This is a genomic window from Mucilaginibacter celer, assembly GCF_003576455.2.
Classification (GTDB): Bacteria; Bacteroidota; Bacteroidia; order Sphingobacteriales; family Sphingobacteriaceae; genus Mucilaginibacter; species Mucilaginibacter celer.
Genome location: NZ_CP032869.1, coordinates 2,426,069 through 2,450,232, shown reverse-complemented (window position 1 = coordinate 2,450,232; position 24,164 = coordinate 2,426,069). Strand labels below are relative to the sequence as shown.

The 24,164-nt window shown below is 43.1% G+C and carries 16 protein-coding genes and 1 tRNA gene; 16 read left to right on the top strand and 1 reads right to left on the bottom strand.

Annotated features, from left to right (window positions below; translation table 11 throughout):
* Positions 1 to 3: 3 nt before the first annotated feature.
* The 6 genes from HYN43_RS09750 (at position 4) to HYN43_RS09725 (ending at position 5,939) form a co-directional block, all read left to right on the top strand.
* On the top strand, positions 4 to 939 hold the full coding sequence (locus tag HYN43_RS09750) for a KpsF/GutQ family sugar-phosphate isomerase (RefSeq protein ID WP_119411513.1): 936 nt from the start codon (positions 4 to 6) through the stop codon (positions 937 to 939).
* Between the two features lie 102 nt (positions 940 to 1,041).
* Entirely contained in the window at positions 1,042 to 2,373 is a 1,332-nt protein-coding gene (locus HYN43_RS09745; protein WP_119411512.1) for a nucleotide sugar dehydrogenase, read from the top strand.
* A gap of 206 nt (positions 2,374 to 2,579) precedes the next feature.
* Positions 2,580 to 3,983 carry an undecaprenyl-phosphate glucose phosphotransferase gene (locus tag HYN43_RS09740; RefSeq protein ID WP_119411511.1) on the top strand — a complete coding sequence of 468 codons (1,404 nt, stop codon included), beginning with the start codon at positions 2,580 to 2,582 and terminating at the stop codon, positions 3,981 to 3,983.
* Position 3,984: 1 nt separating this feature from the next.
* Positions 3,985 to 4,773: an ABC transporter substrate-binding protein gene (locus HYN43_RS09735; protein ID WP_119411510.1), complete on the top strand. Its 789-nt coding sequence runs from the start codon at positions 3,985 to 3,987 to the stop codon at positions 4,771 to 4,773.
* Positions 4,774 to 4,866: 93 nt separating this feature from the next.
* Positions 4,867 to 4,948, top strand: a tRNA-Leu gene (locus HYN43_RS09730).
* A 118-nt stretch (positions 4,949 to 5,066) separates the two neighbouring features.
* Entirely contained in the window at positions 5,067 to 5,939 is an 873-nt protein-coding gene (locus HYN43_RS09725; RefSeq protein ID WP_119411509.1) for a toll/interleukin-1 receptor domain-containing protein, read from the top strand.
* 147 nt (positions 5,940 to 6,086) lie between these two features.
* On the opposite strand, the gene HYN43_RS09720 is transcribed toward HYN43_RS09725, so the two are convergent.
* A complete protein-coding gene (locus tag HYN43_RS09720; protein ID WP_119411508.1) occupies positions 6,087 to 6,317 on the bottom strand; it encodes a hypothetical protein in 231 nt (76 codons plus the stop codon).
* A gap of 242 nt (positions 6,318 to 6,559) precedes the next feature.
* Here HYN43_RS09720 and HYN43_RS09715 point away from each other — a divergent pair, with 242 nt between their 5' ends.
* The 10 genes from HYN43_RS09715 to HYN43_RS09670 all read left to right on the top strand — a co-directional run bounded on the left by HYN43_RS09715 (position 6,560) and on the right by HYN43_RS09670 (position 23,975).
* Positions 6,560 to 8,185, top strand: coding sequence for an alpha-L-fucosidase (locus tag HYN43_RS09715; protein WP_119411507.1), 1,626 nt, complete (start codon positions 6,560 to 6,562; stop codon positions 8,183 to 8,185).
* A 246-nt stretch (positions 8,186 to 8,431) separates the two neighbouring features.
* Positions 8,432 to 9,034, top strand: a complete 603-nt coding sequence (locus HYN43_RS09710) for an RNA polymerase sigma factor (protein WP_119411506.1) — start codon at positions 8,432 to 8,434, stop codon at positions 9,032 to 9,034.
* A gap of 76 nt (positions 9,035 to 9,110) precedes the next feature.
* On the top strand, positions 9,111 to 10,295 hold the full coding sequence (locus HYN43_RS09705; protein ID WP_119411505.1) for a FecR family protein: 1,185 nt from the start codon (positions 9,111 to 9,113) through the stop codon (positions 10,293 to 10,295).
* Positions 10,296 to 10,567: 272 nt separating this feature from the next.
* Positions 10,568 to 13,843: a TonB-dependent receptor gene (locus HYN43_RS09700; RefSeq protein WP_205589907.1), complete on the top strand. Its 3,276-nt coding sequence runs from the start codon at positions 10,568 to 10,570 to the stop codon at positions 13,841 to 13,843.
* 24 nt (positions 13,844 to 13,867) lie between these two features.
* The gene (locus HYN43_RS09695; RefSeq protein ID WP_119411504.1) at positions 13,868 to 15,484 is read left to right on the top strand and encodes a RagB/SusD family nutrient uptake outer membrane protein; all 1,617 of its coding nucleotides are present in this window, start codon (positions 13,868 to 13,870) and stop codon (positions 15,482 to 15,484) included.
* An 80-nt stretch (positions 15,485 to 15,564) separates the two neighbouring features.
* Positions 15,565 to 17,112, top strand: a complete 1,548-nt coding sequence (locus tag HYN43_RS09690) for a glycoside hydrolase family 28 protein (RefSeq protein WP_119411503.1) — start codon at positions 15,565 to 15,567, stop codon at positions 17,110 to 17,112.
* A 20-nt stretch (positions 17,113 to 17,132) separates the two neighbouring features.
* Positions 17,133 to 19,346, top strand: a complete 2,214-nt coding sequence (locus HYN43_RS09685) for an alpha-N-acetylglucosaminidase (protein WP_245447226.1) — start codon at positions 17,133 to 17,135, stop codon at positions 19,344 to 19,346.
* Between the two features lie 5 nt (positions 19,347 to 19,351).
* Complete coding sequence (locus HYN43_RS09680; RefSeq protein WP_119411501.1) at positions 19,352 to 20,533, top strand: acyltransferase family protein; 1,182 nt, start codon at positions 19,352 to 19,354, stop codon at positions 20,531 to 20,533.
* A 56-nt stretch (positions 20,534 to 20,589) separates the two neighbouring features.
* Entirely contained in the window at positions 20,590 to 22,998 is a 2,409-nt protein-coding gene (galB, locus tag HYN43_RS09675) for a beta-galactosidase GalB (protein ID WP_119411500.1), read from the top strand.
* Between the two features lie 20 nt (positions 22,999 to 23,018).
* Positions 23,019 to 23,975 carry a family 43 glycosylhydrolase gene (locus HYN43_RS09670; RefSeq protein WP_119411499.1) on the top strand — a complete coding sequence of 319 codons (957 nt, stop codon included), beginning with the start codon at positions 23,019 to 23,021 and terminating at the stop codon, positions 23,973 to 23,975.
* Positions 23,976 to 24,164 lie beyond the last annotated feature (189 nt).

Sequence of the window (24,164 nt, the reverse complement as noted above, 5' to 3'; positions counted from 1 at the left end):
TACATGAAAGAGATTGCCAAAAGGGTTTTTGATATTGAGATAGAGGCTTTGCAACACGTTGCCGGGCAGCTTGATGACGATTTTGACCGGGTGGTTGACGTAATACTGCAATCAACCGGTAAGGTGATTGTTTCGGGTATCGGTAAATCTGGCTTAATAGGCAAAAAAATAGCGGCAACTTTATCCAGTACGGGTACACCAAGCTTTTTCCTGCATCCCGGCGAGGCTTTTCATGGTGATTTGGGTATGGTTGGCCGGGATGACCTGGTGGTGCTGATCTCTTACTCGGGCGAGACTGATGAAGTGCTTAAAGTTATTCCGTTTTTAAAATGGAATAATAATACCATCATTGCCATTACCGGTAACAAAGAATCAACCATAGCCAAAAACTCTGCTTATCATTTGTATGTTAAAGTTCCGCGCGAGGCCTGCCCGCTCGAACTTGCGCCTACATCATCAACCACAGCAGCCCTGGTAATGGGCGATGCTTTAGCCATAGCGCTGATGGAGGCACGGAAATTTCAGCATCATGATTTTGCACGCTTTCACCCCGGCGGCAGCCTCGGCCGTAAACTGCTGGTAAAGGTTAAAGATGTGATGCGTACCGATAAACTTCCGTTTATTAATGAAGATGAATCGTTTATGAACCTGTTGCTTCGCATGTCGGAAGGGCGTTTGGGCATGGTGATGGTGGGCGATGAAGCATACATCAAAGGCATTGTAACCGACGGCGATTTAAGACGCGCTTTACTACAGCATCCGGATACATCAACTCTAACTATCGCCGATATCATGACAACAACGCCAATTATTATTGATGGAGATGAGTTTGTAGGCCGTGCTGAGCAGATCATGATTGAAAAAAAGATCACTACTTTGCTTATTGGCTCGGCTCAAAAGCGGTCGGTAGCAGGTGTTTATCAAATTTATACAACCTGATATTTAGCAGCACTAAACAATTACGGGTATTTGGGGTTAAAGTGATGCTGTGTTATTATACACAATTGTTAACTTTACGATATCTAAATACTACCGTGTTACATGTCTGATCAATCCATCCCGATCACAAAAAAATTTCAGCCACCGGCTACCATACACATTGCCATTATAGGGCTTGGCTACGTGGGGTTACCACTGGCCGTTGAGTTTGCCAAAAAATACCCCGTAACGGGTTTCGATATTAAACAAAGCCGGGTTGATGAATTAAGCCGGGCCTTTGATCGTACGCTTGAAACAAGTGCCGATGAGCTTTTGGCCGTTCTTAATCACAACGCGCAGGATAAAGGGCTCACTTTCACATCACAGGTGGAAGAAATTGCGGCCTGCAACGTATATATCGTATCGGTGCCTACACCAACCGATCAGCATAACAAACCCGATCTGAGCCTGCTTATTAAGGCCAGCAAATCAATAGCAAGCGTACTTAAAGCGGGAGATGTGGTGATTTACGAATCGACCGTTTACCCCGGCGTTACCGAGGAGATTTGCGTTCCTATCCTTCAAAACGAATCGGGGTTAATATATAACAGCGATTTTTTTGCAGGCTACTCGCCCGAGCGGATTAATCCAGGCGATAAAATTCATACCCTAACCAATATCCTGAAAGTAACCTCAGGCTCAACTCCTGAAGCCGCCGACTTTATTGATGATCTGTACCGATCAATAGTAATCGCCGGAACACACAAAGCCCCCGCTATTAAAGTAGCCGAAGCCTGCAAGGTAATTGAAAACTCGCAACGTGATATCAATATTGCTTTTGTAAACGAGCTGGCCAAAATTTTCAATATCATGGATATTGATACGCATGCCGTATTAGCCGCCGCCGGTACCAAATGGAACTTTTTAAACTTTAAACCAGGCCTGGTTGGCGGGCATTGTACCGGTGTCGATCCGTACTACCTGGCGGCCAAAGCCCAGCAAATGGGCTATCATCCCGAAATTATATTAGCCGGCCGCAGGCTTAACGATGGTATGGGATCGTACGTGGCGCTTGAGGTGATTAAGCTGATGATTAAAAACGATATCGCGGTTAAAAACTCCAGGATCCTGATACTGGGTTTCACTTTTAAAGAAAACTGCCCCGATGTGCGCAACACGCGGGTTATTGATATTGTTGAGGGCCTGCACGGATTTGATGCCAACTACGAAATATACGACCCCTGGGCCGATCCCGAAGAGGTTAAGCGCGATTACGGCATTATCACCCTAAAAAAGCAGGACGAATTAACTGGTAGTTACGATGCGGTAATTATGGCTGTAGCACACCGGGAGTTTTATGATCTTGATTACACGGCCCTAAAACGAACTTCAACATCGGTAATTTATGATATAAAGGGAGTTATTGACAGAGAACTGATAAATGGAAGGTTGTAAATGTTGATTTTACAGTTATTTTTTTGTAAGAAAAATTCATTTTTACCTATTGATAACTCAGATTTCATTTTGAATGAATTTCTTAATTTTTAATTTTGTGCGTATTAGAATAATACATTCATAACCTTGTTTACCTTTCATTACGACATTGTTATTTGCAATAATTATTCTAAATTTAGCGAGGATACTACTATAAGCTCATATTCATGATTCACAGATACGCTACTTTTATTAAAGCAGTGAACCTTACCATCGATTATATTATACTTAATATGAGCATGGTAATTTCTTACTTCATCGAAGACCGGTCATACATCTTTTGGATAAACAACAGGAAGTATTTGCCAATAGTGCTGGTTTTTAACCTGATATGGTTACTCTCGGCAAATATCACCGGCTTGTATGAGCATGTGTTGAACAAAGACTCCATTAAAACCTATCGCGGCGTAATTAAAACCTACCTGCTTTTTGTAAGTCTGATCTGTTTTACCATCATCATATTAATAGGTACCAATGCCTATTTTATTACCCGCGAATACCTTTTTTATTCGCTGGCACTGTTTGGGTTTTTAATTGGTTTGTGGAAGCTGATCTTCCTCAGCATCCGTAAAAGCGACAGAGCTTCATTAATTGACACCCGCACAGTAATTATTATTGGCGGCGGCCGCATCGGTACCGATCTGTACAGCTTTTTTAAACAAAATCCCGAGCGTGGTTACAACCTTGTAGGCTTTTTTGATGACGACCGTAACCGGGTTGAAGAAAAAAACATGTACCTGGGCGGCACCGATGATTGTATCAGCTATGTGCTGAATAACAAGGTAGACGAAATTTTTTGCACCCTGCCCAACTCCGAAGCCAATAAAATAGAACAGTTGATGCTTGATGCCGATAAAAACCTCATCAGGTTTAAATTTATCCCCGAGTATTATGATTATGCCAAAAAGCCAACCTTTATACAAAGCTTTGGGCATATCCCGGTAATCTCGGTAAGGCCCGAGCCTTTAGAGAATATGCTTAACCGCTCAATTAAACGGCTTTTTGATATTTGCTTTGCCTTGTTTGTAATCCTTTTCATTTTCAGCTGGCTGTTTCCTATACTCGCCATTATTATTAAGCTGGAATCGAGGGGCCCAATTTTCTTTGTGCAGGAGCGCTCTGGCAGGGATAACAAGCCTTTTAAATGTTATAAATTCCGCAGTATGCGGGTTAATAACGATTCGGATAAAAAGCAGGCCACACGCGGCGATTCGCGCATTACCAAGTCAGGTGCGTTTATCCGCAAAACCAGTTTGGATGAGTTGCCTCAATTTTTTAACGTGATACTGGGCAATATGTCGGTAGTGGGGCCAAGGCCGCACATGATCAGCCATACCCAGCAATACTCACAGCTGATAGATACCTTTATGGTTAGGCATTTCCTTAAACCCGGTATTACCGGCTGGGCGCAGGTTAGGGGACTCAGGGGAGAAACCCAAACTACCCAGGCCATATTAGAGCGTGTGGAAGCCGACGTATGGTATCTTGAAAACTGGTCGTTTTTGTTGGATATGAAAATCATTTTCCTTACTGTTTGGAACGTGGTAAAAGGCGAAAAGAACGCATTTTAACATGCGGGAGTTTCGCGATCAGTTAAATCGTGTAATCAGGCTCGCTAACGTACCAAAACGTATTATATCAATAGTTCCGTCGCAAACGGAACTATTGTTTTTTATGGGGCTCGATAACGAGGTTACTGGCATTACCAAATTTTGCATCCATCCGGCAGATAAGTTTAAAATCACTCCAAAAGTAGGCGGTACCAAACAATTAGACCTCGACAAGATCAGGCTACTCTCGCCCGACCTGATCATAGCCAATAAGGAAGAAAACGACCGTGAGCAGGTTGAACTGCTGATGCAGATTTGCCCCGTATGGATCAGCGATATCAATGATCTTGATTCGGCCCTGCAAATGATCCATACGGTAGGAGAGATGACAGGGAAAGACCCGGAAGCTACAGCGCTTTGCATTCAAATTAAGGATAACTTTAATAGGCTAAGCAGGCCGCCGTTAAACTTACGGGTTGCCTATCTCATTTGGCGTAAACCCAATATGGTAGCAGGCGCCAATACCTTTATTGATGGCATGCTTCAAACCTGCGGTTTTACCAATGTTATACAGCAGGAACGCTACCCCACAGTTAATGCTTCTCAATTGACAGAAATGGCTCCTGACGTTGTTATATTATCATCTGAGCCGTATCCGTTCGGGCAAAAACATATTGATGAATTTAGCGCTATATTACCTGATGCCAGGATCATACTGGCCGATGGTGAAATGTTTTCCTGGTACGGGAGCCGGCTTTTGCATGCCCCCGGATACTTTAAACAACTTGTTGATGAGGTAACGAAAAATTAACATCAACAAAATGAGCACGATAGAAAAAAGATGAAAATTATGTTTTTTTATTTAACGCTAAACGCTATCTTTGCAGCCTGTTAAATCAGAAACGCGGAAGTGGCGTAATTGGTAGCCGCACCAGACTTAGGATCTGGCGCCGCGAGGCGTGGGGGTTCGAGTCCCTTCTTCCGCACAGAATGCAAAAACCTCTTAAAAGTAATTTTTAAGAGGTTTTTTGTTTTTCATTCTTTCTTAGATCAATCAAAAAATATTTAAATTGCTATCTAAACAAAAAAAATTGCAATCCAAAGATGAACATATTTTTAGCTATTCCCTTTGGAGCAGCATTTGATGATATATCCTTTTTAATTAGGGAAACAAGCGCAGGACTTGGTCATAACATTATTACCGCGAATGAACTCTATTCTACAGGCACCATCATTGAGCAAGTTCAGGATCAAATTAAAAATGTAGATCTTGTAATTGCCGACATTTCAGGACATAATCCTAATGTGATGTATGAATTAGGATATGCTCAATCATCCGGCATCCCGATTTTGCCTTTAGCGCAGCGCGGAGACAATATCCCTTTTGATATTGCTGCTGTCAGAGTAATAATTTATGATAGAGAACGATTGCAGCAGACTTTAATAACGCCAATAAGAAATTTTCTATCACATAAGGATTTTGGTGACTTCTTTTTAAAGGAGAGTGCAAAATTTGAAAAGGCAAAGGAAAAAATAAAATCTGTTTTTGTAAGCTATTCTCATGCGGATAGTCAATATTTAAATAGGCTTAAAGTTCATCTGCGACCGTTTGAAAAAAGAGGTTTAATCGACTTATGGGAGGACACCAAAATAAAAGCAGGAGAAAAGTGGAAAGAAAGAATTGAAAAGGCGCTGGATAAGTGCTCGATTGCTATTTTACTTATCAGCGCGGATTTTTTGGCTTCAGACTTTATAATAGATAATGAATTGCCACCTTTACTCAAATTAGCCGAGGAGCACGGAAAAATAATATTACCGGTAATAGTGAAGCCTTGCAGGTTTACGAGGGATCCAAATCTCTCAATATTTCAGGCGATAAACGATCCTAAAAAACCATTAAGTAAACTTGATGAAAATGGCAGAGAAGAAATATACGTTGAAATTGCTGATTACATAGAAGATTCCATAAAATCGTAACTCTATCAGAGGTATTAATAAATAAAAAAGCAGAATAAATTATTAGTTTACTCTGCTTTTTATGAATTTAAAACTCAACTCTTCCAAGTCTCGAAATCCTTTTTTCGTTGTCACGCATATATGGATCGCTGCAACGATTGAACCGTCCTAAATAAGCCGCTGGCGGATTTCATCCGCCGTAGCCCACTTCAGCGTGTATAAGTAACCGGCTTCTAATTTGAGTGAATGCGTGGTATCTGATAAATTTCCTTCACCATCATCTATATAATAAATGCGATAGTATGGGCTTATTACATTTTCGTAATTCCATTTTGGATTAAGTTTAACGTAATCAATATTAAGTAGCGAAAAGCTGTGCCCGAAGTTTCTTTTAATCATTTTAAGTCGATAAAACAAAGTAGAACCATACAGTAGTATTTTTTGAGTACCGATGCCAAAGTCGGATTTTTACAAAAAAAAGTCAAGTTTATGCAAATTTTTGAACAGTAAAGGTACTAAGTTTGGAAAATCGGTAACCGGAAACCATTAATCAGTAACAAGTTAATACGTGTAATATGCACCGCTAAATTGTTTAGCGCATCGGCGGCCCGGAGCGTCCGGTATATCGCTCTTTTAATATTATGAACAGAAGAACGCTAATAAAGGGAGGATTAACAGCCGTTTCCTCTATTTACCTTTCAAAACTTTTTGCCCGTACTGCGGTGCAGCATGACGCATCTGGTCTTTCCGCTCATTTTCAACCTACCTGGAACTCGCTTTCCAATTACCAGGTGCCGGATTGGTTCAGGGATGCCAAATTTGGTATCTGGGCGCATTGGGGGCCGCAATGCCAACCCGAATATGGCGACTGGTATGCCCGCGGCATGTATGAGGAGGGCAGCGATCAGTACAAATACCATTGTAAAAAATACGGGCACCCGTCAAAGTTCGGTTTTAAAGATGTAATTAACGAATGGAAGGCCGATCAATGGGACCCTAACGAATTGGTTTCATTGTATAAAAAAGCGGGAGCGAAATATTTTGTGGCGCTGGCCAATCACCATGATAATTTTGACTTGTATCCTAATCCTTATCAGCGGTGGAATTCAACCCGGATTGGCCCCAAAAAGGATCTGCTTAAAGGTTGGGCCGAAGCAGCCAGGGTAAATGAACTTCCTTTTGGTGTAAGTGTACATGCGTCGCATGCCTGGAGTTGGTATGAGGTTGCCCAGCAGGCTGATAAGGATGGGCCGTTAAAAGGTATTCCTTATGATGGTAATACGACGGCATCTGAAGGTAAAGGAAAATGGTGGGACGGATTTAATCCGCAAGATCTCTATTCCCAGCGCCATCCCTTAAGCGCCAAAGGGAAAGATAATAATAATCAATGGGCCTGGGCCGACGGCGCTTATCCGCCATCAAAAGAATATTGTGACCGTTTTTATAAACGTATAAAAACGATAATAGATAATTATCAGCCCGACCTGATGTATTATGACGACACGGTGCTTCCGCTGTGGCCGGTGAGCAACGTTGGCCTTCAACTTGCAGCCGACCTGTATAACGCCAGTATTAATAAATATGGGAAACTGAATGCTGTGTTAAATGGCAAGATTTTAGATGAACAGCAGCGTAAATGTATGGTTTGGGATATTGAGCGCGGCCAAAGTAACGAGATTGAACCTTTGCCATGGCAAACGGATACCTGCATAGGTAATTGGCATTACGATAAACGTGTTTATGATGAAAATAAATATAAATCAGCCAAAACGGTTGTTCATACCCTTGCGGATGTGGTGAGCAAAAACGGCAACCTGTTGCTGAGCGTTCCTGTACGCGGCAATGGTTCTATCGACGAAAAAGAGCGTGCCATTGTTGAGGGTATTGCCGCCTGGATGCAGGTAAACGGCGAGGCCATATACGGTACCAGGCCCTGGATGAAATTTGGCGAGGGGCCCGCATCAGAAGGCGCGGCACCTTTAGCGGCACAGGGATTTAACGAAGGAAAGGGAAAAGCATTCGCTGCCGCGGATATTCGTTTTACTACCAAACAAGGCGAGCTATATGCCATAGTGATGGGCAAGCCGGATAATAATGTGCTAATAAAAAGCTTGGCTAATAAAAACGCTATTTCGGCAGTAAGTTTATTGGGTTACGAGTCGAAAATTGATTTTAAAGCAAACCAGGATGGCCTCGCTATCACTGTCCCCGAACGATTACCTGAGCAACCTGCTTATGTATTCAGAATAAGCGGTGCGATTTCGTGATTTTTAGGCATGAAGGCTAAATAGCCGCCGCCTTTCTAACAACCCGCATTGTTGCGAATGTTAGAGAGTGGCGGCTTTTTTCTGTTATTTCCAGCAAAAAGCTCATCTACATAATCATAAATCTATAAAATGTAAATGCCGCTTACACCTTGATCCGGGCATTTGTAACAGGTTTGTTGTGATTGTTGTAGATAAATTTAACGGAATGATAAAATTTATATAATTTTAAAATCAATTAATTAAACATTGTCCATCAAACCAATTCATAATGAGAGCGAGATCCTCAGCAAAATTTCTGCTGGAGATGTTAGGGCATTTACCTGCCTGTTCGATTTTTATTATAAAAACCTTGGTCAATATGTTTACAGGTTAACAGAATCACTTGATGCTACAGAAGAAATTGTTCAAGATGTTTTTGTAAAGATCTGGTCGGGCAGGGAAGGTATTTCGGAGATAGACAGTTTTACAAACTATCTTTTTATTATAACCCGCAACAAAACCTATCGTTTTTTAAAAGATAAAGCGGTGGCGCATTCCAGGCAGCAGCGGTATCAACAACAATACCAGGAAGAGTGCTGTTTTCAGGACGAAACAAGTACTGAAGAAGATTTTTCCCGTATGATAGATGAGCTTATCGAAAAGTTGCCCCCGCAACAACGAAAGGTGTATGAGCTTAGTAAAATAAATCACTTAAAGTACAGCGAAATAGCCGCGCTGCTTTCCATCTCTCCCGAGACGGTAAAAAAGCATATTGTAGCAGCTAATAAATTCATTAAAAACAGTATTTCTGAGAAGAACGATCAGCTGTTTCTGCTCTTTTTTATGGTTTACCTCCATTTTTTAAAATAAAATACTTTTTTTCTTTTTTTCGACTACCCCTTTTTTATTCTTTTTGACTCTTTAGTTGCAGAAGAGAGAAAATAAGATGTCTGAAAGAATAGCCTACTTGTTCCAACAATATTTTAACAAGACCGAAACGCCGGCTGAGCGTGATGAACTGATGCAGTTCATCATTAAATCAGAGTCGGAAACATCGGTGCAGCGGTTGATGGAAGAAGTATTCAAATCAAATCAGTTTGAAGAAGATCCTTTCCCGGCCGGTGCCCGCGATAGGATGTTGGGTGCCGCGTTGGGTGAATCAGTTTCCGATCATTTGGACGAGAAGATCATTCCATTAAGAAAACAAGCAAGTAAATTTATTTATATCGCTGCCGCGGTATTGGTTTTGGCTTTATCATTCGGGATATATCGATATCGTTTGCAAAAAAGCAATGAAACCCTTGCGGCAGGGAAGCTACATCATGATGTTAACCCCGGTGGCAATAAGGCGATTTTAACGCTGGCCAATGGCGAAAAAATAGAATTGAATGATGCAAAGAATGGAAAGCTTGTGCAGCAGGGAGGTACGGCGGTTGTAAAACTGGCTAATGGAAGTGTTGCTTACGTGGCTGGAGGTCAGGCTGCCGGTACTTCGCTCATGAACACTATGGCCACCCCAAGGGGAGGGCAATATAGGTTGCAGTTGCCCGATGGCACAGTTGTAATGCTTAATGCTGAATCTTCCATATCATACCCAACGGCATTTTCCGGCAAAACAAGAAACGTTAGTATTACCGGCGAGGCTTATTTTGAAGTAGCGAAAAATAAAAAAATGCCTTTTATAGTGAGTTTCGGTAACCAAAAGGTAGAAGTACTTGGAACACACTTCGATATACGTGCTTACAGCGAACAACCGGGTAAAACCACGCTTTTGGAAGGTTCTGTTAAAATATCAAGTCAAAACCAAAAACAATTACTGGTGCCGGGGCAGCAGGCCGTTTATAACATAGGCGCTAAAAAATTTGAAATTAAAACTGTTGATACCGACGATGTTGTAGCCTGGAAAAATGGATTGTTTTTGTTTGATAATACAGAACTTGACCAGGTGATGTCTGAACTGGGCAGATGGTACGATGTGAAATTCGAATACCAGGGGATAAAACCGCAGCTCAACTTCACAGGGCTTGTTAAAAAGAATATCCCCTTATCAAAGGCGCTTAAAATTTTAGAAACAACAGGCGGCATTAAGTTTACCATCGCTGCCGATAAAGTGATCATAGAGAAAAAATAACTGTAAACCAATTATTAACTTAAATGCAAAATATGGATAAATAAACGCTTACCACTTCAGCGGTGATCCCATAAAAAAGCCCTCCCGGATTCCGGCCGGAAAGGCGATATGCCTGGATTAACCCAAATTTCAAATTCGACTCTGATTTAAACTTAACCCAAACATTCAAATGTATGAAACTACTCTTGCATTCTAAAATTCCTGTGCCTGTTCCGCACGGAGAATGTGACTACCAACAAAAAAGAAATTACTTAAAACTGGTACTAAGGACGATGAAGATCACGGGCTTACTAATTTTCTTGCTGGCTATGCAGCTCAGCGCCCGTACCATGGCGCAAAAAGTTAGCATCACCAAAGAAAACAGCGAGTTGAAATCGGTTTTAAAAGAACTGCATAAACGTACAGGCTACCTGTTTATTTTTAACAATGCAGTTATGCTTAAGGCAAAGCCAGTAACTATTAATGTGGTGAATACGGAACTTAGCCAGGTATTGATCCAGATTTTTAAAGATCAGCCTTTAACCTACGAACTTGATGATAATACCATTATCATTAAGGAGCGCACGGCACCGAAGCAACAGGATAAAAGTGAAGAAGAGCAGCCTGCAGCGCCCAAAAAAATAACCGGAAAGGTTACCGATAGTAAGGGCACTCCTATACCTGGTGTAACGGTTATGATAAAAGGAAGCCAGGCAGCGGTATCAACCCTTGTTGATGGTTCATACACTATCAACGCTAATAAAGGTGATATTTTGCAATTCCGTTTCCTGGGTTTTGAAACCAAAGAGGTTTTGGTTGAGGATCAGACATCGCTTAACGTTACACTCACTGAGGTTTCTAAAGGCTTGAGCGAAGTGGTTGTGATTGGTTACGGTAATGCCACCAGAGCCACATTAAGCAGCGCGGTATCTACCGTAAGCAATAAGGACCTGAATAAAGGCGCTATTACAGATGTTGGCCAGTTATTACAAGGTAAGGTTCCGGGACTGAACATCACTGCAAGCGGCGACCCCAATAAACCTGCCGCGGTAGTGTTGCGCGGTGCATCTACCATAAACAGTTCCCAGGGGCCGTTTTATGTTGTCGATGGTGTTCCGGGTGTTGATATAGCAACCATTGCACCAGATGATATTGCCACCATTGACGTGTTAAAAGACGCGGCGGCGACCGCCATTTACGGTAACCGGGCAGCTAACGGCGTTATTATGGTTACCACCAAAAAAGGTAAAAAAGGCCAGTTGGCAATAGCTTACAATGGTTATGTTGGTGCCGAAAAAGTGGCAAACCAGCTTGACATGATGAATGCCGACGAATTAAGAAGTTTCCTGAAAACCAACAACCAGGCCCCGTCTTCTGCCGACGATAAAGGCGCCAATACCGACTGGCAAAAAGCCATCGAACGCAATACGGCGATATCACATAATCACAACTTATCCTTTAGCGGCGGTACCGAGCATAGCAGCTATTACGCCAGCGTTAACTACGTAAAAAAAGATGGTATAATTGCCAACACAGGCCTGGAGCGTGTAATTGGCCGCTTAGCCTTAACACAAAGCGCTTTTGATGATAAACTGAAGTTCAACTTATCGGTAACCAACTCAAACAGCGATGCTAACGATGTGCCTTACCGTAACGTAATCCTGCTGCAATCTGCGCTTTTCCTGCCTTTTTCGCCTATTAAAAATGCCGATGGCAGTTATTTTGAAAATCCAACAACGCAAAACTATTATAACCCGGTGGCTATGCTCAATAATAGCGTAAGCGATACCAAATATAATAACCTTGTTGCCGCTTTCAATACCCAGCTTAAACTGCCTTTTGGCTTAACATACAACTTAAATTTATCCTATCTAAAAACTAATACTTTACACGGAGAGTTTTATACCTCTTATTTTACTTCGCATTATAACGGCCTGTATGATAATCCCGACCCGGGTTTAGGATATCATAATCAACAAACCTTCGGCTCGAACGGCCAGGCTACCAGAAGTTCCTTGCAAACAGTGAATAAAATTTTAGAAACCTATTTTAACTGGGATAAAAAAATTGGAAACCACTCCATCAACGCGGTGTTGGGCTATTCATGGCAAAACAATACTATTGGCGATGGTTTCCAGGTAACTACCTCCAACTTCCCGGTTGATAATGTTAGCTACAACAACCTTGCTTTAAGTAACCCGTATGCTGTATCTGGGTTTCAGGTTAATTTTGGCCCGGATGGGGTATTTCAGGAAACCAGGCTGATATCCGACTTTGCCAGGTTAAACTATAACTACAATGAAAAATACCTGTTACAGGGGTCAATAAGGCGTGATGGTAGTTCTGTTTTCGGTAAAGAACACCAGTGGGGGTATTTCCCATCGGTAGGTGCTGCCTGGCGCATCAGCCAGGAAGGCTTTATGAAAGAAAGCAGTACAGTTAATGATCTTAAACTGCGGGCCAGTTATGGTATTACAGGTAATTCATCCGGCTTTAACGCCTACACGGCGCAGGCTATATCAGGAACCTTGGGTACTTTTTACAGCAATGGTAACTACATCAACGCGTTGGGCGCTACCCAGGCAGCAAACGTAAACCTGCAATGGGAAAAAACATCTACCGCCAACCTTGGTCTGGACTTTGAACTGTTTAAAGGAAAAGTAAGCGGCGCGATTGAGGTTTATAATAAAAAAACCACTGGTATGATCTTCTCCTACGCGGTTGATCCTATCCTGGTACCAACCGGAAGTATCGTGGCTAACGGCGGCAGCATGACTAATAAAGGTATCGAGGTATCTATTAACACCACGCCGGTACGCACCCCAAATTTCAGGTGGTCAACCTCAATTAACCTTGCGCATAATAAAAACGTAATCAATAGTTTATCTAATCCGCTGTTTTCCGGAGGCGATTCGGTATTGTATTCCTTCCCCGAAGGTGCAGGCCAATCCAGCCATTCATTACAGATCCTGAAATCGGGCAAACCGCTTGGCCAATTCTTTTCGCTTCAGTATGCCGGTAAAAATGCCGACGGTGTTTCGCAATTTGTTGGAGCCGATGGCAAACTAACAACCTCACCAACAATAGGTACCGACTATCATTACCTGGGCAGCGCGCAGCCTAAACTGCTTGTGGGCTGGTCTAACGATTTTCATTACAAAAATTTCGACCTGAATATCTTTTTCAGGGGAGTATTTGGTAACAAAATTTTTGATGCCACACGTGCCGATCTTTTCAGGCCTAACACAGCGCAGTACACCAATATCCTGAAGGATGCGGCCGGCGAATCGGCGGCAGATTATAACGCTTATCTGTATTCGTCGCGTTTTGTGGAAAGCGGAAGCTACCTGCGTTTGGATAACGCCACCCTGGCTTATAATTTTAAACTGAACAGTAAATACATCAAACTTTTCAGGATCTATACTTCGGCGAATAATGTGTTTATCATCACAAAGTATAAAGGTGTTGATCCGGAAATTAATCAGGGTGGTATTTCTCCGGGTGTAGATTACAATAACTTCTATCCCAAAACCAGGACGCTGCTGATTGGGGCTAACGTAACTTTTTAAGTTTAACCAGTTAAAAGAATTATCATGAACAGAATATTAAAAGGCATTGGCTTTTACGCTATACTCATGTTAGGTTTTTCATCGTGCCAAAAAGTATCGGTACCGGTGAAAACAGAATTAACTTCAGATGTTTTCCCGCAAAATACAGCTCAGTACGCGCAGGCGGCGGGCCCTGTTTATGTGGCTTTGAGGGGTAATATATCAGTCGAACACTTTTTTATGCAATCGGCCAGTACCGACGAGGTGATATTCCCTGCTTACGGCGGCAACTGGTATAATGGGGGTGAATATCAGCGATTGCATTACCATACCTGGACAAAAGACCATCCAGGTGTGAGCGGTGAGTGGACCTGGACATCTACCATTATCGGCCTGGCCAATCAAACCCTGGCGACACTTCAAACGGTTGAGCCCGAAGGAACAGCCAAGCAGCAGGACCTTGCCGAACTACGCATGGTTAGGGCCTTAGCTTATTTTTATCAAATGGATAGCTTTGGCAATGTGCCGATAGTTACCGTCGCCGGCGACTATACACCGCATCCGAATAAAACCCGTACTGAGGTTTTTAACTTCATCGAATCAGAGATTAAAGCCGCGTTACCTGCGCTAAGCACCACTACAGGGCAAACTACTTACGGCAGGCCAACAAAATATATGGCTTACGCTTTGCTGGCTAAAATGTACCTTAATGCCGAGTATTATACCGGCACCAAACGTTATGACGACTGTATTGCTGCCTGCGATAACGTGATCAGTTCGGGCGCGTACCACCTTGAGCCAAGAAGCAGTTACCTTAAAATGTTTTATCCGAACAACGGCCCGCAAACTGCCGAGTTTATATTCGCGATACCGTTTGACCCTTCGGCAAATAACACGCTGCCCTTCAGGAGCCAAAACCTTCACCAACGCTATGATTTGCCAAGACGGTTGGTTAACAAATACAAGGTTAATTTTACACCGGATGGCGCTATCAGTACCTTGCCATCGTACTACGCTAATTTTAATGACGTAAACGATATCAGGAACAAACAATGGTTAACAGGCAAACAATACCAGTTTGATGGCATAACCCCTGTAACTTACACCACAACCAACCAAAGTTACGACCAGTTTTATAAAGGCAGTGATCCTAACGGATCAATTACCTACCAGGTTGAGTTAACACCAAACATCGTTTTAAGACAGGATGTTGGCACCTTCGACGTAGGAAACGATGAAATAGGCTGGAACATGGGCTACCATAACATCAAATTTTATCCTGATTCTACCTCATTAAACAGGAATATGAAAAACGATATCCCCGTTTTCCGTTATTCAGACATTTTGTTGATGAAGGCTGAAGCTATTTTAAGGGGCGGCGCGCCTACCCAGGGGCAAACCGCGCTTTCGCTGGTTAATATGCTGCGTGCTGAGCGTACCACATCGCCGGCCTGGACTTCGGTAACGCTCGATCTGCTGTACGCGGAACGTTGCAGAGAGTTTGCCTGGGAATCGTGGCACCGGAACGATATGATCAGGTTTGGCAAATATGAAACAGCCTGGGGCTTTAAAACTGATGCCGATCCGAACCACCGTATTTTCCCCATCCCAACTCAGGCCATGCAGCTAAATAAAGCGCTTGTTCAAAACCCTGGGTACTGATTGATTTAGTTGATTAATCCGGCGACGGGATACCTGTCCCGTCGCCTTGTTCCTCAGTTTGTAACAGCATATATTCTGATATGAAATTCAAATCTGCATTTGTTATCGTTTGGTTCGCTTATCTTGCAATTTTTAACCAGCTTGCAAAAGCCGACGATAAAATTTTCAATATCGTGGCATCGGGAGCGATTGGCAATGGTAAAACCGATAACACGCTTATTATTCAAAAAACCATTAATCAATGCGCGGCTTCGGGCGGTGGCATTGTGCTGGTACCGCTGGGAAAATTCGTAACGGGCGTTATCGAACTGAAATCAAATGTGGAATTGCGTTTAGCTTCGGGTGCACAACTATTGGCAACTATTAAACGCGCAGCCTATGGCCCGGAAAAAGCGTCGGCGCTAATTGTAGCTAAAAACTGCAATAACGTTGCAATTACCGGTGCCGGTTTAATAGATGGCAGGGGTGAGGCATTGTTGAAAGATATATACCGCATGCTCAGGAAAGGCACCCTCAAAGACAAGGAGTGGAAAACCTATAATGAATGGCACCAGAAGCGCCCGGAAGAAGATAATCGCCCGAAACTGATATTTTTTGACAAATGCGATAACGTTAAGATCAGCGACATTATCATTAAAAATGGTTTGTGCTGGATCCAGGAGTACCGTGGCTGTACCAATATGTTTATCAACAATATCAAGGTTATCAGCAATACATTTTTAAATAACGATGGGATTGACCTGGTGGATTGTAAAAAGGTTAAGCTTACTAACAGCTTTTTTAACGTTGCTGATGATGGCATCTGCCTTAAATCATCCGATCCTAACAGTTTTTGTGAAGATATTGTTATCGCCGATTGTAAAATCCGCTCAAGTGCAAGCGCCTTTAAAATGGGTACGGCATCCTTCGGCGGCTTTAAAAAGATAAAAGTAAGTAATATCTCCGTTTATGATACATTCCGTTCGGCCATCGCTATCGAATCTGTAGACGGCGGAATTATCGAAGATATTGATGTAAGGCATGTAATCGCAAAAAATACCGGTAACGCAATTTTTATACGATTAGGCAAACGCCAAAAAATAAGGTCAGCAGGTACAGTTAGCGGCATCCATATTGCCGATGTTAAAGCCGAAATACCTGCAGGAAAACCAGACCAGGGTTATCATATGGATGGCCCGCGCGAACAGTTTGCGCACAACGTTTTCCCAATGTCGGTAACAGGTATCCCCGGCTCGCCGGTGAGAGACGTTACGCTCGAAGATATTAATATCACTTATGCAGCTGTTGCTAAAAAAAAGGTTGCTTTTTTCAATATTGATTCTTTAGCCAAAATACCTGAACAAATATCTGCTTATCCGGAGTTTTCAATGTTTGGCGAATTGCCTGTATCGGTTTTCTACGCCCGGCATACCGAAGGTATCAATTTGAAAAATATAAACATCACTTACACAGGCTATGATTTCCGTACACCATTTGTTTTTGATGATGTGAACGGACTTTACGCCGAAAAGATTGATGTCTCCGGCTTTAAAACTTTGCCATTGCTGTTACTGAATAATGTTAAAGTGAAGATGCTGCAGGATATACAACCTTCCGATAAACGCCAACAGGTAATCAAAACCCAGTAATAAAATACGCCAAGAAATAAATGAACCGCATATCCAAAGTTTTTATTTACATGCTGCTATGCAGCCTTTGCTGTAAAGCAAATAAATCCGCGGCGCAACTAAATATACCATCATCATACGCCTTAATAAAACGGGTTATACCCGCCGCTGCTCAAAAATTTATAGTTGAGCCGCTCCCTGTTAACGGGCAGAGGGACGTTTTTGAAGTACAAGGCGCTAATGGAAAGATCATACTAAGAGGCAATAACGGCGTGGCTGTGGCTTCGGCCTTATACCATTATCTTACCGAATACGCACACTGCCAGGTTACCTGGAACGGATCAAATCTGAAGCTGCCAGCCAAGTTACCTATGCCCGTTGGTAAAATCCGCAAAAGTACGCCTTACCAATACCGGTATTACCTTAACTACTGTACATATAGCTACAGCATGAGCTGGTGGGATTGGAAGCGCTGGGAAAAAGAAATTGACTGGATGGCTCTTCACGGCATCAATATGCCGTTGGCTATTACCGGGCAGGAGTACGTTTGGGATAAGGTTTACAAATCAATGGGTTTCAGTAGCCAGGATATGCAAAGTTTTTTTACCGGTCCGGCATATTTTGGCTGGTTTTATATGGGCAATATTGATGCCTGGGATGGTCCGTTGCCCCAAAGCTGGATAACAAGCCACCGCGACCTGCAGGTTAAAATATTACAGCGCGAGCGTGAACTGGGTATAAAACCGGTGCTCCCTGCTTTTACCGGCCATGTGCCTGCTTCGTTTAAAAAACACTATCCAAATGCCAAACTAAAGCAAACCAACTGGAACAACGGTTTTGCCGATACTTATATTCTCGATTCGGAAGATCCTTTGTTTGCGCAGATAGGTAAGAAATTTATACAGGAACAAACCAAAGTTTACGGAACCGATCATCTGTACTCGGCTGATACATTTAATGAGAACGAACCGCCATCCAACGATCCTAAATTTCTATCAGAGCTAAGCGCGAGGGTTTATGATGGGATGAAAGGTGCCGACCCCAAAGCAGTTTGGGTGATGCAGGGCTGGCTGTTTTTCAGCGACCGGAAGTTTTGGAAAAATGAGCAGATCAAAGCGTTATTAAATGCCGTACCTAATGACCAGATGATCGTACTTGATCTGAATACCGATTATGAGCCGATTTGGAAACGTACCGAAGCCTTTTACGGCAAACCCTGGATCTGGAATATGCTGCATAATTACGGCGGCAACAACAGTTTATTTGGCCGCATTGAGGCCGTGGCTTCACAACCGGCGCAGGCGCTTGCCGATCCGGCCTCGGGAAAAATGGTAGGCATCGGTTTAACTATGGAAGCTATTGAGCAGACGCCCGTACTTTATGAGTTGATGACGCAAAATACATGGCAAAACAAACCCATCAATCTTGATAATTGGTTGCCGCGATATGTGTTTAACCGCTATGGCGTAAAAAGTAAAGAAGCGGAAGAGGCCTGGCAGATACTGCGTGCCACCGTTTTTAACGGCAAGGATATCCGCGACGGCGCTGAATCAATCATTACCGGAAGGCCTACCCTTGATTCGGCAGCGGTATGGACCCGGACTCACCTCAATTACAACCGAAAGGATCTGCTTCCGGCGTGGGATAAAATGATTGCAGCCGTACCACAGTGCAAACAAAGCAGCGGTTTTAATTATGATCTGGTTGATGTTACACGGCAGGTGCTGGCAAACTATGGCAGGCCTATCCAGTTAAAATGGATCAAAGCCTACCGTGATAAAGATGACAAAGCTTTTGTAAAATACACCAACGATTACTTAAGCCTGATAGCCGATATGGACAAGCTGCTGGCAACCCAAAAGGATTTTATGCTTGGGCCGTGGATAGCCGACGCCCGCGCCTGGGGAACCAACGCTGCCGAAAAAGCGCTTTATGAAAAAAATGCCCGTAACCTTATCACCCTATGGGGCGGGGCAGATAGTCCGCTGCATGAGTATTCATGCAGGCAATGGAGCGGTTTGCTTAACGATTTTTATAAAGTGAGGTGGCAAAAATTTTTTGAGCTTTTACAAAGTTCGCTGGAAACAGGTAAGGAGCCAGACTTTAAACAGTTTGAAGAAGCTATAAAAAATTGGGAGTGGGGATGGGTTAATTCGTCAAAAGCCTACCCGGCTGTACCTGTCGGTAGCAGTACACTGATAGCACAGCAGTTGTATGAAAAGTACCGGGCTAACATGGGTAATGATCTTAAATAACGGACATGAATAATTTAGATAAACCGGTAGTTCGGCCCGAAAAATCAATTTCCAAACCGGCCAGGCTATTATCGTTAGATGCGCTCCGTGGGTTTGATATGTTCTGGATCATGAGCGGAGAACGAGTTATACATGCGCTTGCCAAAGCCACCGGCTGGCCGGTTTTTGTATGGATGTCGGGCCAGTTGCACCATACGGTGTGGAACGGCATTACTTTTTATGATATGATCTTTCCTTTGTTTCTATTTATCGCAGGGGTTTCCATGCCATATTCGCTCGGGAGCAAAGCGGCTAAGTATGGCGTTGCGCATCCACATTTGTTGCCGCCGAATGCCAAACGCGAAATTTATATTTCCATGATCAGGAGGGCGCTTATACTGATTTTTTTAGGCATGGTGGTTAATGGTCTGTTCAAATTCAACGGCTATGAAAATACCCGCTTTGCCAGCGTGTTGGGGCGTATTGGTCTTGCCTGGTTTTTTGCGGGTATTATATACCTTAACTGCGGCATTCGCGGCCAGGCTGTATGGTTCGGCGTTTTGCTGTTAGGGTACTGGGCCGTCATGGAATGGATCCCCGTACCAGGTTATGGCGCAGGTGTTTTAACTATGAACGGGAGCCTCGAATCTTATATAGATCGCTTGTTGCTACCTGGCCGCCTGCATGATAAAGTACACGATCCTGAGGGCGTGCTATCTACCATCCCTGCTATAGGCACCGCTATGTTAGGCATATTTGCGGGGCAGTTTTTAAAGTTAGAGCGCTGGGATTGGCCGATGCGGAAAAAAGGCTTCGGACTATTTGTGGCTGGCTTATTACTTATCGGTATCGGCTGGTTATGGAATTTTGGTTTCCCTATAAATAAACGCTTATGGAGCAGTTCGTTCGTATTGTATGTTGGGGGCTGGAGTTGTGTATTCCTTTCAATATTTTATCTTATTATTGATGTTGCCGGGTGGCGTAAATGGGCGTTCCCTTTTGTGCTTATCGGTGTAAATTCCATAGTCATTTACCTCGCGTCGGAGGGGATAATAGATTTTCAGCATACTGCCAACTATTTTTTTGGCGGGATTATCAGTCATCTTTCGCAAAGCTGGCAACCGGTATGGGCAGCCATATCTGTAGTTTTTATACAGCTGAGTCTGCTTTACTTTTTGTACCGGAATAAGATTTTCCTGAAGATTTGACTTAATGGGCAGAAGTGTCCTCCTGCTATTTCGATAAAAATTTTATAACTACTAACATGAAGTACACATATCTCCTGTTTTCTATTTTTCTGCTGACTGCTGTATTTGTTCACGCGCAAAACCAGCCGGGAAGACAAGTGTCAAATTTTGATAAAAACTGGTTGTTTAATTTAGGTGATGTTACCAATGCTCAATTAGCAGGCTTCAATGATGCCGGATGGCGAAAACTTAATTTGCCGCACGACTGGAGTATTGAAGGTAAGTTCAGTAAAGACAATCCTGCCAAACCCGAGGGGGGCGCCTTACCCGGAGGTATCGGTTGGTACCGGAAAGCTTTTGTTGTGCCTGACGCAAATAAACGAAAATTGACTTACATAGAGTTTGATGGCGTTTATCAAAAAAGCGATGTGTGGGTAAATGGCCATCACCTTGGCTTCCGGCCTAATGGTTATATCTCGTTCCGATACGAGCTAACACCTTATTTGAAATACGGAGGACAAAAAAATGTTATCGCTGTAAAGGTTGATAATTCCACGCAGCCCAATTCGCGCTGGTATTCCGGATCCGGAATTTACCGGCACGTGCGCCTGGTAACCGTAAATAAAATAGCGGTTGATCAGTGGGGAACATTCGTTACTACCAACACGGTTAGCGAAGATAGCGCCAAGGTTTCCGTGAAAACCACCATCCGTAACAAAGGAGGGAAGACGGGCGAATATAAGCTAATTACCGGCTTGTATGACATGGCCGGTAAGGCAGTGGGCGGACGGGTAGTTAACCAACTGTTAATCAAAGATTCATTAACCATTGCTAATCAGGATTTGCTGGTGTTGAAGCCAAAGTTATGGTCGGTAACCAAGCCCGCGCTTTATCAGGTTGTATCAAAAATAATCTCGGGCAATGTTGTTTTAGACACTTACACAACTACCATTGGGATACGTGATTTTCATTTTGATGTCGATAAGGGTTTTATTCTGAATGGCGAAAGCGTAAAAATAAAAGGTGTTTGCCTGCACCATGATCTTGGCTGCCTGGGTGCCGCCTTGAATGTACACGCGCTTGCAAGGCAGTTGAAAATATTAAAGGAGATGGGATGCAATGGCATCCGCACATCGCACAACCCGCCATCGCCCGAACTCCTTAATCTGGCCGATTCAATGGGTTTTATAGTGATGGATGAGGCTTTTGACTGCTGGGAAAAGGCGAAGGAGAAATATGATTACCACCTGTTTTTTAAACAGTGGCATAAGCGCGATTTGGAAGACCAGGTATTGAGAGATCGTAACCATCCTTCGGTGATGATATGGAGCATAGGTAATGAAATACCGGAGCAAAGCGATAGCAGCGGTTTCAGGATAGCCAAAGATCTGGCCGCGATAGTGCACAACCTTGATAGTACACGTCCGGTTACGGCCGCCAACAATCATCCCGATACCAAAAATCAGATCATCAAGTCGGGCGCTATCGATCTGGTGGGTTATAATTATCATCACAACGATCTGGTTGGTTTTCATGAGCGTTACCCGGATAAGAAATTTATCGGCACGGAAACAACATCGGCATTGGAAACCCGGGGCATCTATGATATGCCGAGCGATAGTATCCGTCGCTGGTCTGACGAGGATAAGCAGCCCATGAATCCTGATTTCACCGTTTCGGCCTATGATAATGTTTCCACGCCATGGGGATCTACTCACGAAGAAACCTGGAAGATCATCAAAAAATACGATTTCCTTTCGGGCATGTTCATCTGGACGGGCTTTGATTACCTCGGCGAACCAACGCCATACACCTGGCCCGCGCGCAGTTCTTATTTCGGTATTATTGACCTCGCGGGCTTCCCTAAAGATGTTTATTACATGTACCAGAGCGAATGGACAAATAAACCTGTGTTACATTTATTTCCGCATTGGAACTGGGAACCGGGCAAAACCGTGGATGTTTGGGCCTATTATAATAACGCCGATGAAGTAGAACTCTATCTAAATGAAAAATCATTAGGCATAAAAAAGAAACAGGCTGATGACCTGCATGTAATGTGGCGGGTAAAGTATGAACCCGGCACCTTGAGGGCCGTATCCCGAAAAAATGGAGTTGTGGTTTTATCAACAGAGGTTAAAACAGCAGGTTCGCCCGCTGTTATCCAACTTTCGGCGGATAAAAGTATGCTCAAAGCAGGGGATGCGGATTTGGCCTTTATCACCGCTAAAGTGTTGGATAAGGATGGAAACCTTGTTCCATTGGCCAAAAATAAAATAACTTTTAAGGTTACCGGTGATGCCTTTATTGCCGGCGTTGATAATGGTGATCCGACAAGTCACGAACCTTTTAAAGCTAATTACCGATACGCGTTTAACGGGCTGGCTTTGGCTGTTATACAGGCGGGTGAAACGAGCGGGACGGTTATGGTCTCGGCAAAAGCAGAGGGCCTGCCCGCAGCAGAAATTAAACTGGTTGTAAAATAACTGAATTAAATACTTCGATCATGAAACAGCGTTTAATATTTGCCTTGTTCCTGTTGGTGTATTGCACCACTTTGCACGCGCAAAAGCATATGATACCTAATCCAATAACCGGAGGCTACTTTGCCGATCCTACTATTGTAAAAGATAAAGGCCGCTATTTTATTTATGCTACAATCGATCCATGGGGGGCTAACGAATTAGCTGTACTGGAAACAACCGATTTTATTAAGTTTAACAGGCATCATATCAATTGGCCAACAAAGCGGGCCTGTACCAGCAAAACCTCGCTTGATGAAATGGTTTGGGCGCCATCGGTAGTAAAGGGCAGAGATAGCCGGTTTTATATGTATGTAGCGGTAGGAGGAGAGGTTTGGGGAGGCGTAAGTAGCACGCCGCTTGGCCCCTGGAAAAACTTGAAAAAGGACAATTCACCAATGGTAAAATCTACAGATTATCCTAAAGTCCATAATATCGATCCGGATTGTTTTATTGATACCGACGGGAGTGCTTACCTATATTGGGGATCAGGTTATAACTGGATTAACGGGCACTGCATGGCCGTAAAGCTTAAAAGCGATATGGTATCATTTGATGGGGTACCTAAAGATATTACCACGCCGCATTTTTTTGAAGGGGCGCATATGGTTAAACGTAACCAAACCTATTACCTTATGTTTTCGGAGGGAAAAGCTATCGATGCAAGCTACCAGGTAGGTTATGCGAAAGGAAGAAGCCCTCTTGGCCCTTTTACTGAAAATAAGCATAGGGTAATACTGAATACCTCTGCTGATAGCACGGTTATTGGCCCCGGACATCATACTACTTTTTTAAATAAAGGGCAGCGCTATATTTTATATCACCGCATTTTTCCGCAAAAAGAATCTTTTGTGTTAAGGCAGCTTTGCCTTGATAGTTTAAATTTTGATGTAAACGGCGACATAAAAAAAGTGAGCACTAAAGGGGTGAAAAAAGTTTAATTGACAATTTGATAATCTTCACTATGAAAACCTGGTCTGACCCAAGTGGTCGTTAATAGATGATTTCTCTTTTTACTAAAGAAAAATGTTTTTTGATCAAACCGGATATTAAAAATGCACAAGTTATCATTCATCAATGGCTTTAGCTTGTTTTTGAACGTAACAATTAAATCGGAATAAGTGTTGCAC

Excerpts from the sequence above, each read along its gene's own strand:
- galB (WP_119411500.1), top strand. The coding sequence starts at position 20,590 with ATGAAGTACACATATCTCCTGTTTTCTATTTTTCTGCTGACTGCTGTA.
- HYN43_RS09750 (WP_119411513.1), top strand. The coding sequence starts at position 4 with ATGAAAGAGATTGCCAAAAGGGTTTTTGATATTGAGATAGAGGCTTTG.
- HYN43_RS09685 (WP_245447226.1), top strand. The coding sequence starts at position 17,133 with ATGAACCGCATATCCAAAGTTTTTATTTACATGCTGCTATGCAGCCTT.
- HYN43_RS09725 (WP_119411509.1), top strand. The coding sequence starts at position 5,067 with ATGAACATATTTTTAGCTATTCCCTTTGGAGCAGCATTTGATGATATA.
- HYN43_RS09680 (WP_119411501.1), top strand. The coding sequence starts at position 19,352 with ATGAATAATTTAGATAAACCGGTAGTTCGGCCCGAAAAATCAATTTCC.
- HYN43_RS09740 (WP_119411511.1), top strand. The coding sequence starts at position 2,580 with ATGATTCACAGATACGCTACTTTTATTAAAGCAGTGAACCTTACCATC.
- HYN43_RS09720 (WP_119411508.1), bottom strand. The coding sequence starts at position 6,317 with ATGATTAAAAGAAACTTCGGGCACAGCTTTTCGCTACTTAATATTGAT.
- HYN43_RS09700 (WP_205589907.1), top strand. The coding sequence starts at position 10,568 with ATGAAGATCACGGGCTTACTAATTTTCTTGCTGGCTATGCAGCTCAGC.
- HYN43_RS09670 (WP_119411499.1), top strand. The coding sequence starts at position 23,019 with ATGAAACAGCGTTTAATATTTGCCTTGTTCCTGTTGGTGTATTGCACC.
- HYN43_RS09695 (WP_119411504.1), top strand. The coding sequence starts at position 13,868 with ATGAACAGAATATTAAAAGGCATTGGCTTTTACGCTATACTCATGTTA.
- HYN43_RS09745 (WP_119411512.1), top strand. The coding sequence starts at position 1,042 with ATGTCTGATCAATCCATCCCGATCACAAAAAAATTTCAGCCACCGGCT.
- HYN43_RS09715 (WP_119411507.1), top strand. The coding sequence starts at position 6,560 with ATGAACAGAAGAACGCTAATAAAGGGAGGATTAACAGCCGTTTCCTCT.
- HYN43_RS09705 (WP_119411505.1), top strand. The coding sequence starts at position 9,111 with ATGTCTGAAAGAATAGCCTACTTGTTCCAACAATATTTTAACAAGACC.
- HYN43_RS09735 (WP_119411510.1), top strand. The coding sequence starts at position 3,985 with ATGCGGGAGTTTCGCGATCAGTTAAATCGTGTAATCAGGCTCGCTAAC.
- HYN43_RS09690 (WP_119411503.1), top strand. The coding sequence starts at position 15,565 with ATGAAATTCAAATCTGCATTTGTTATCGTTTGGTTCGCTTATCTTGCA.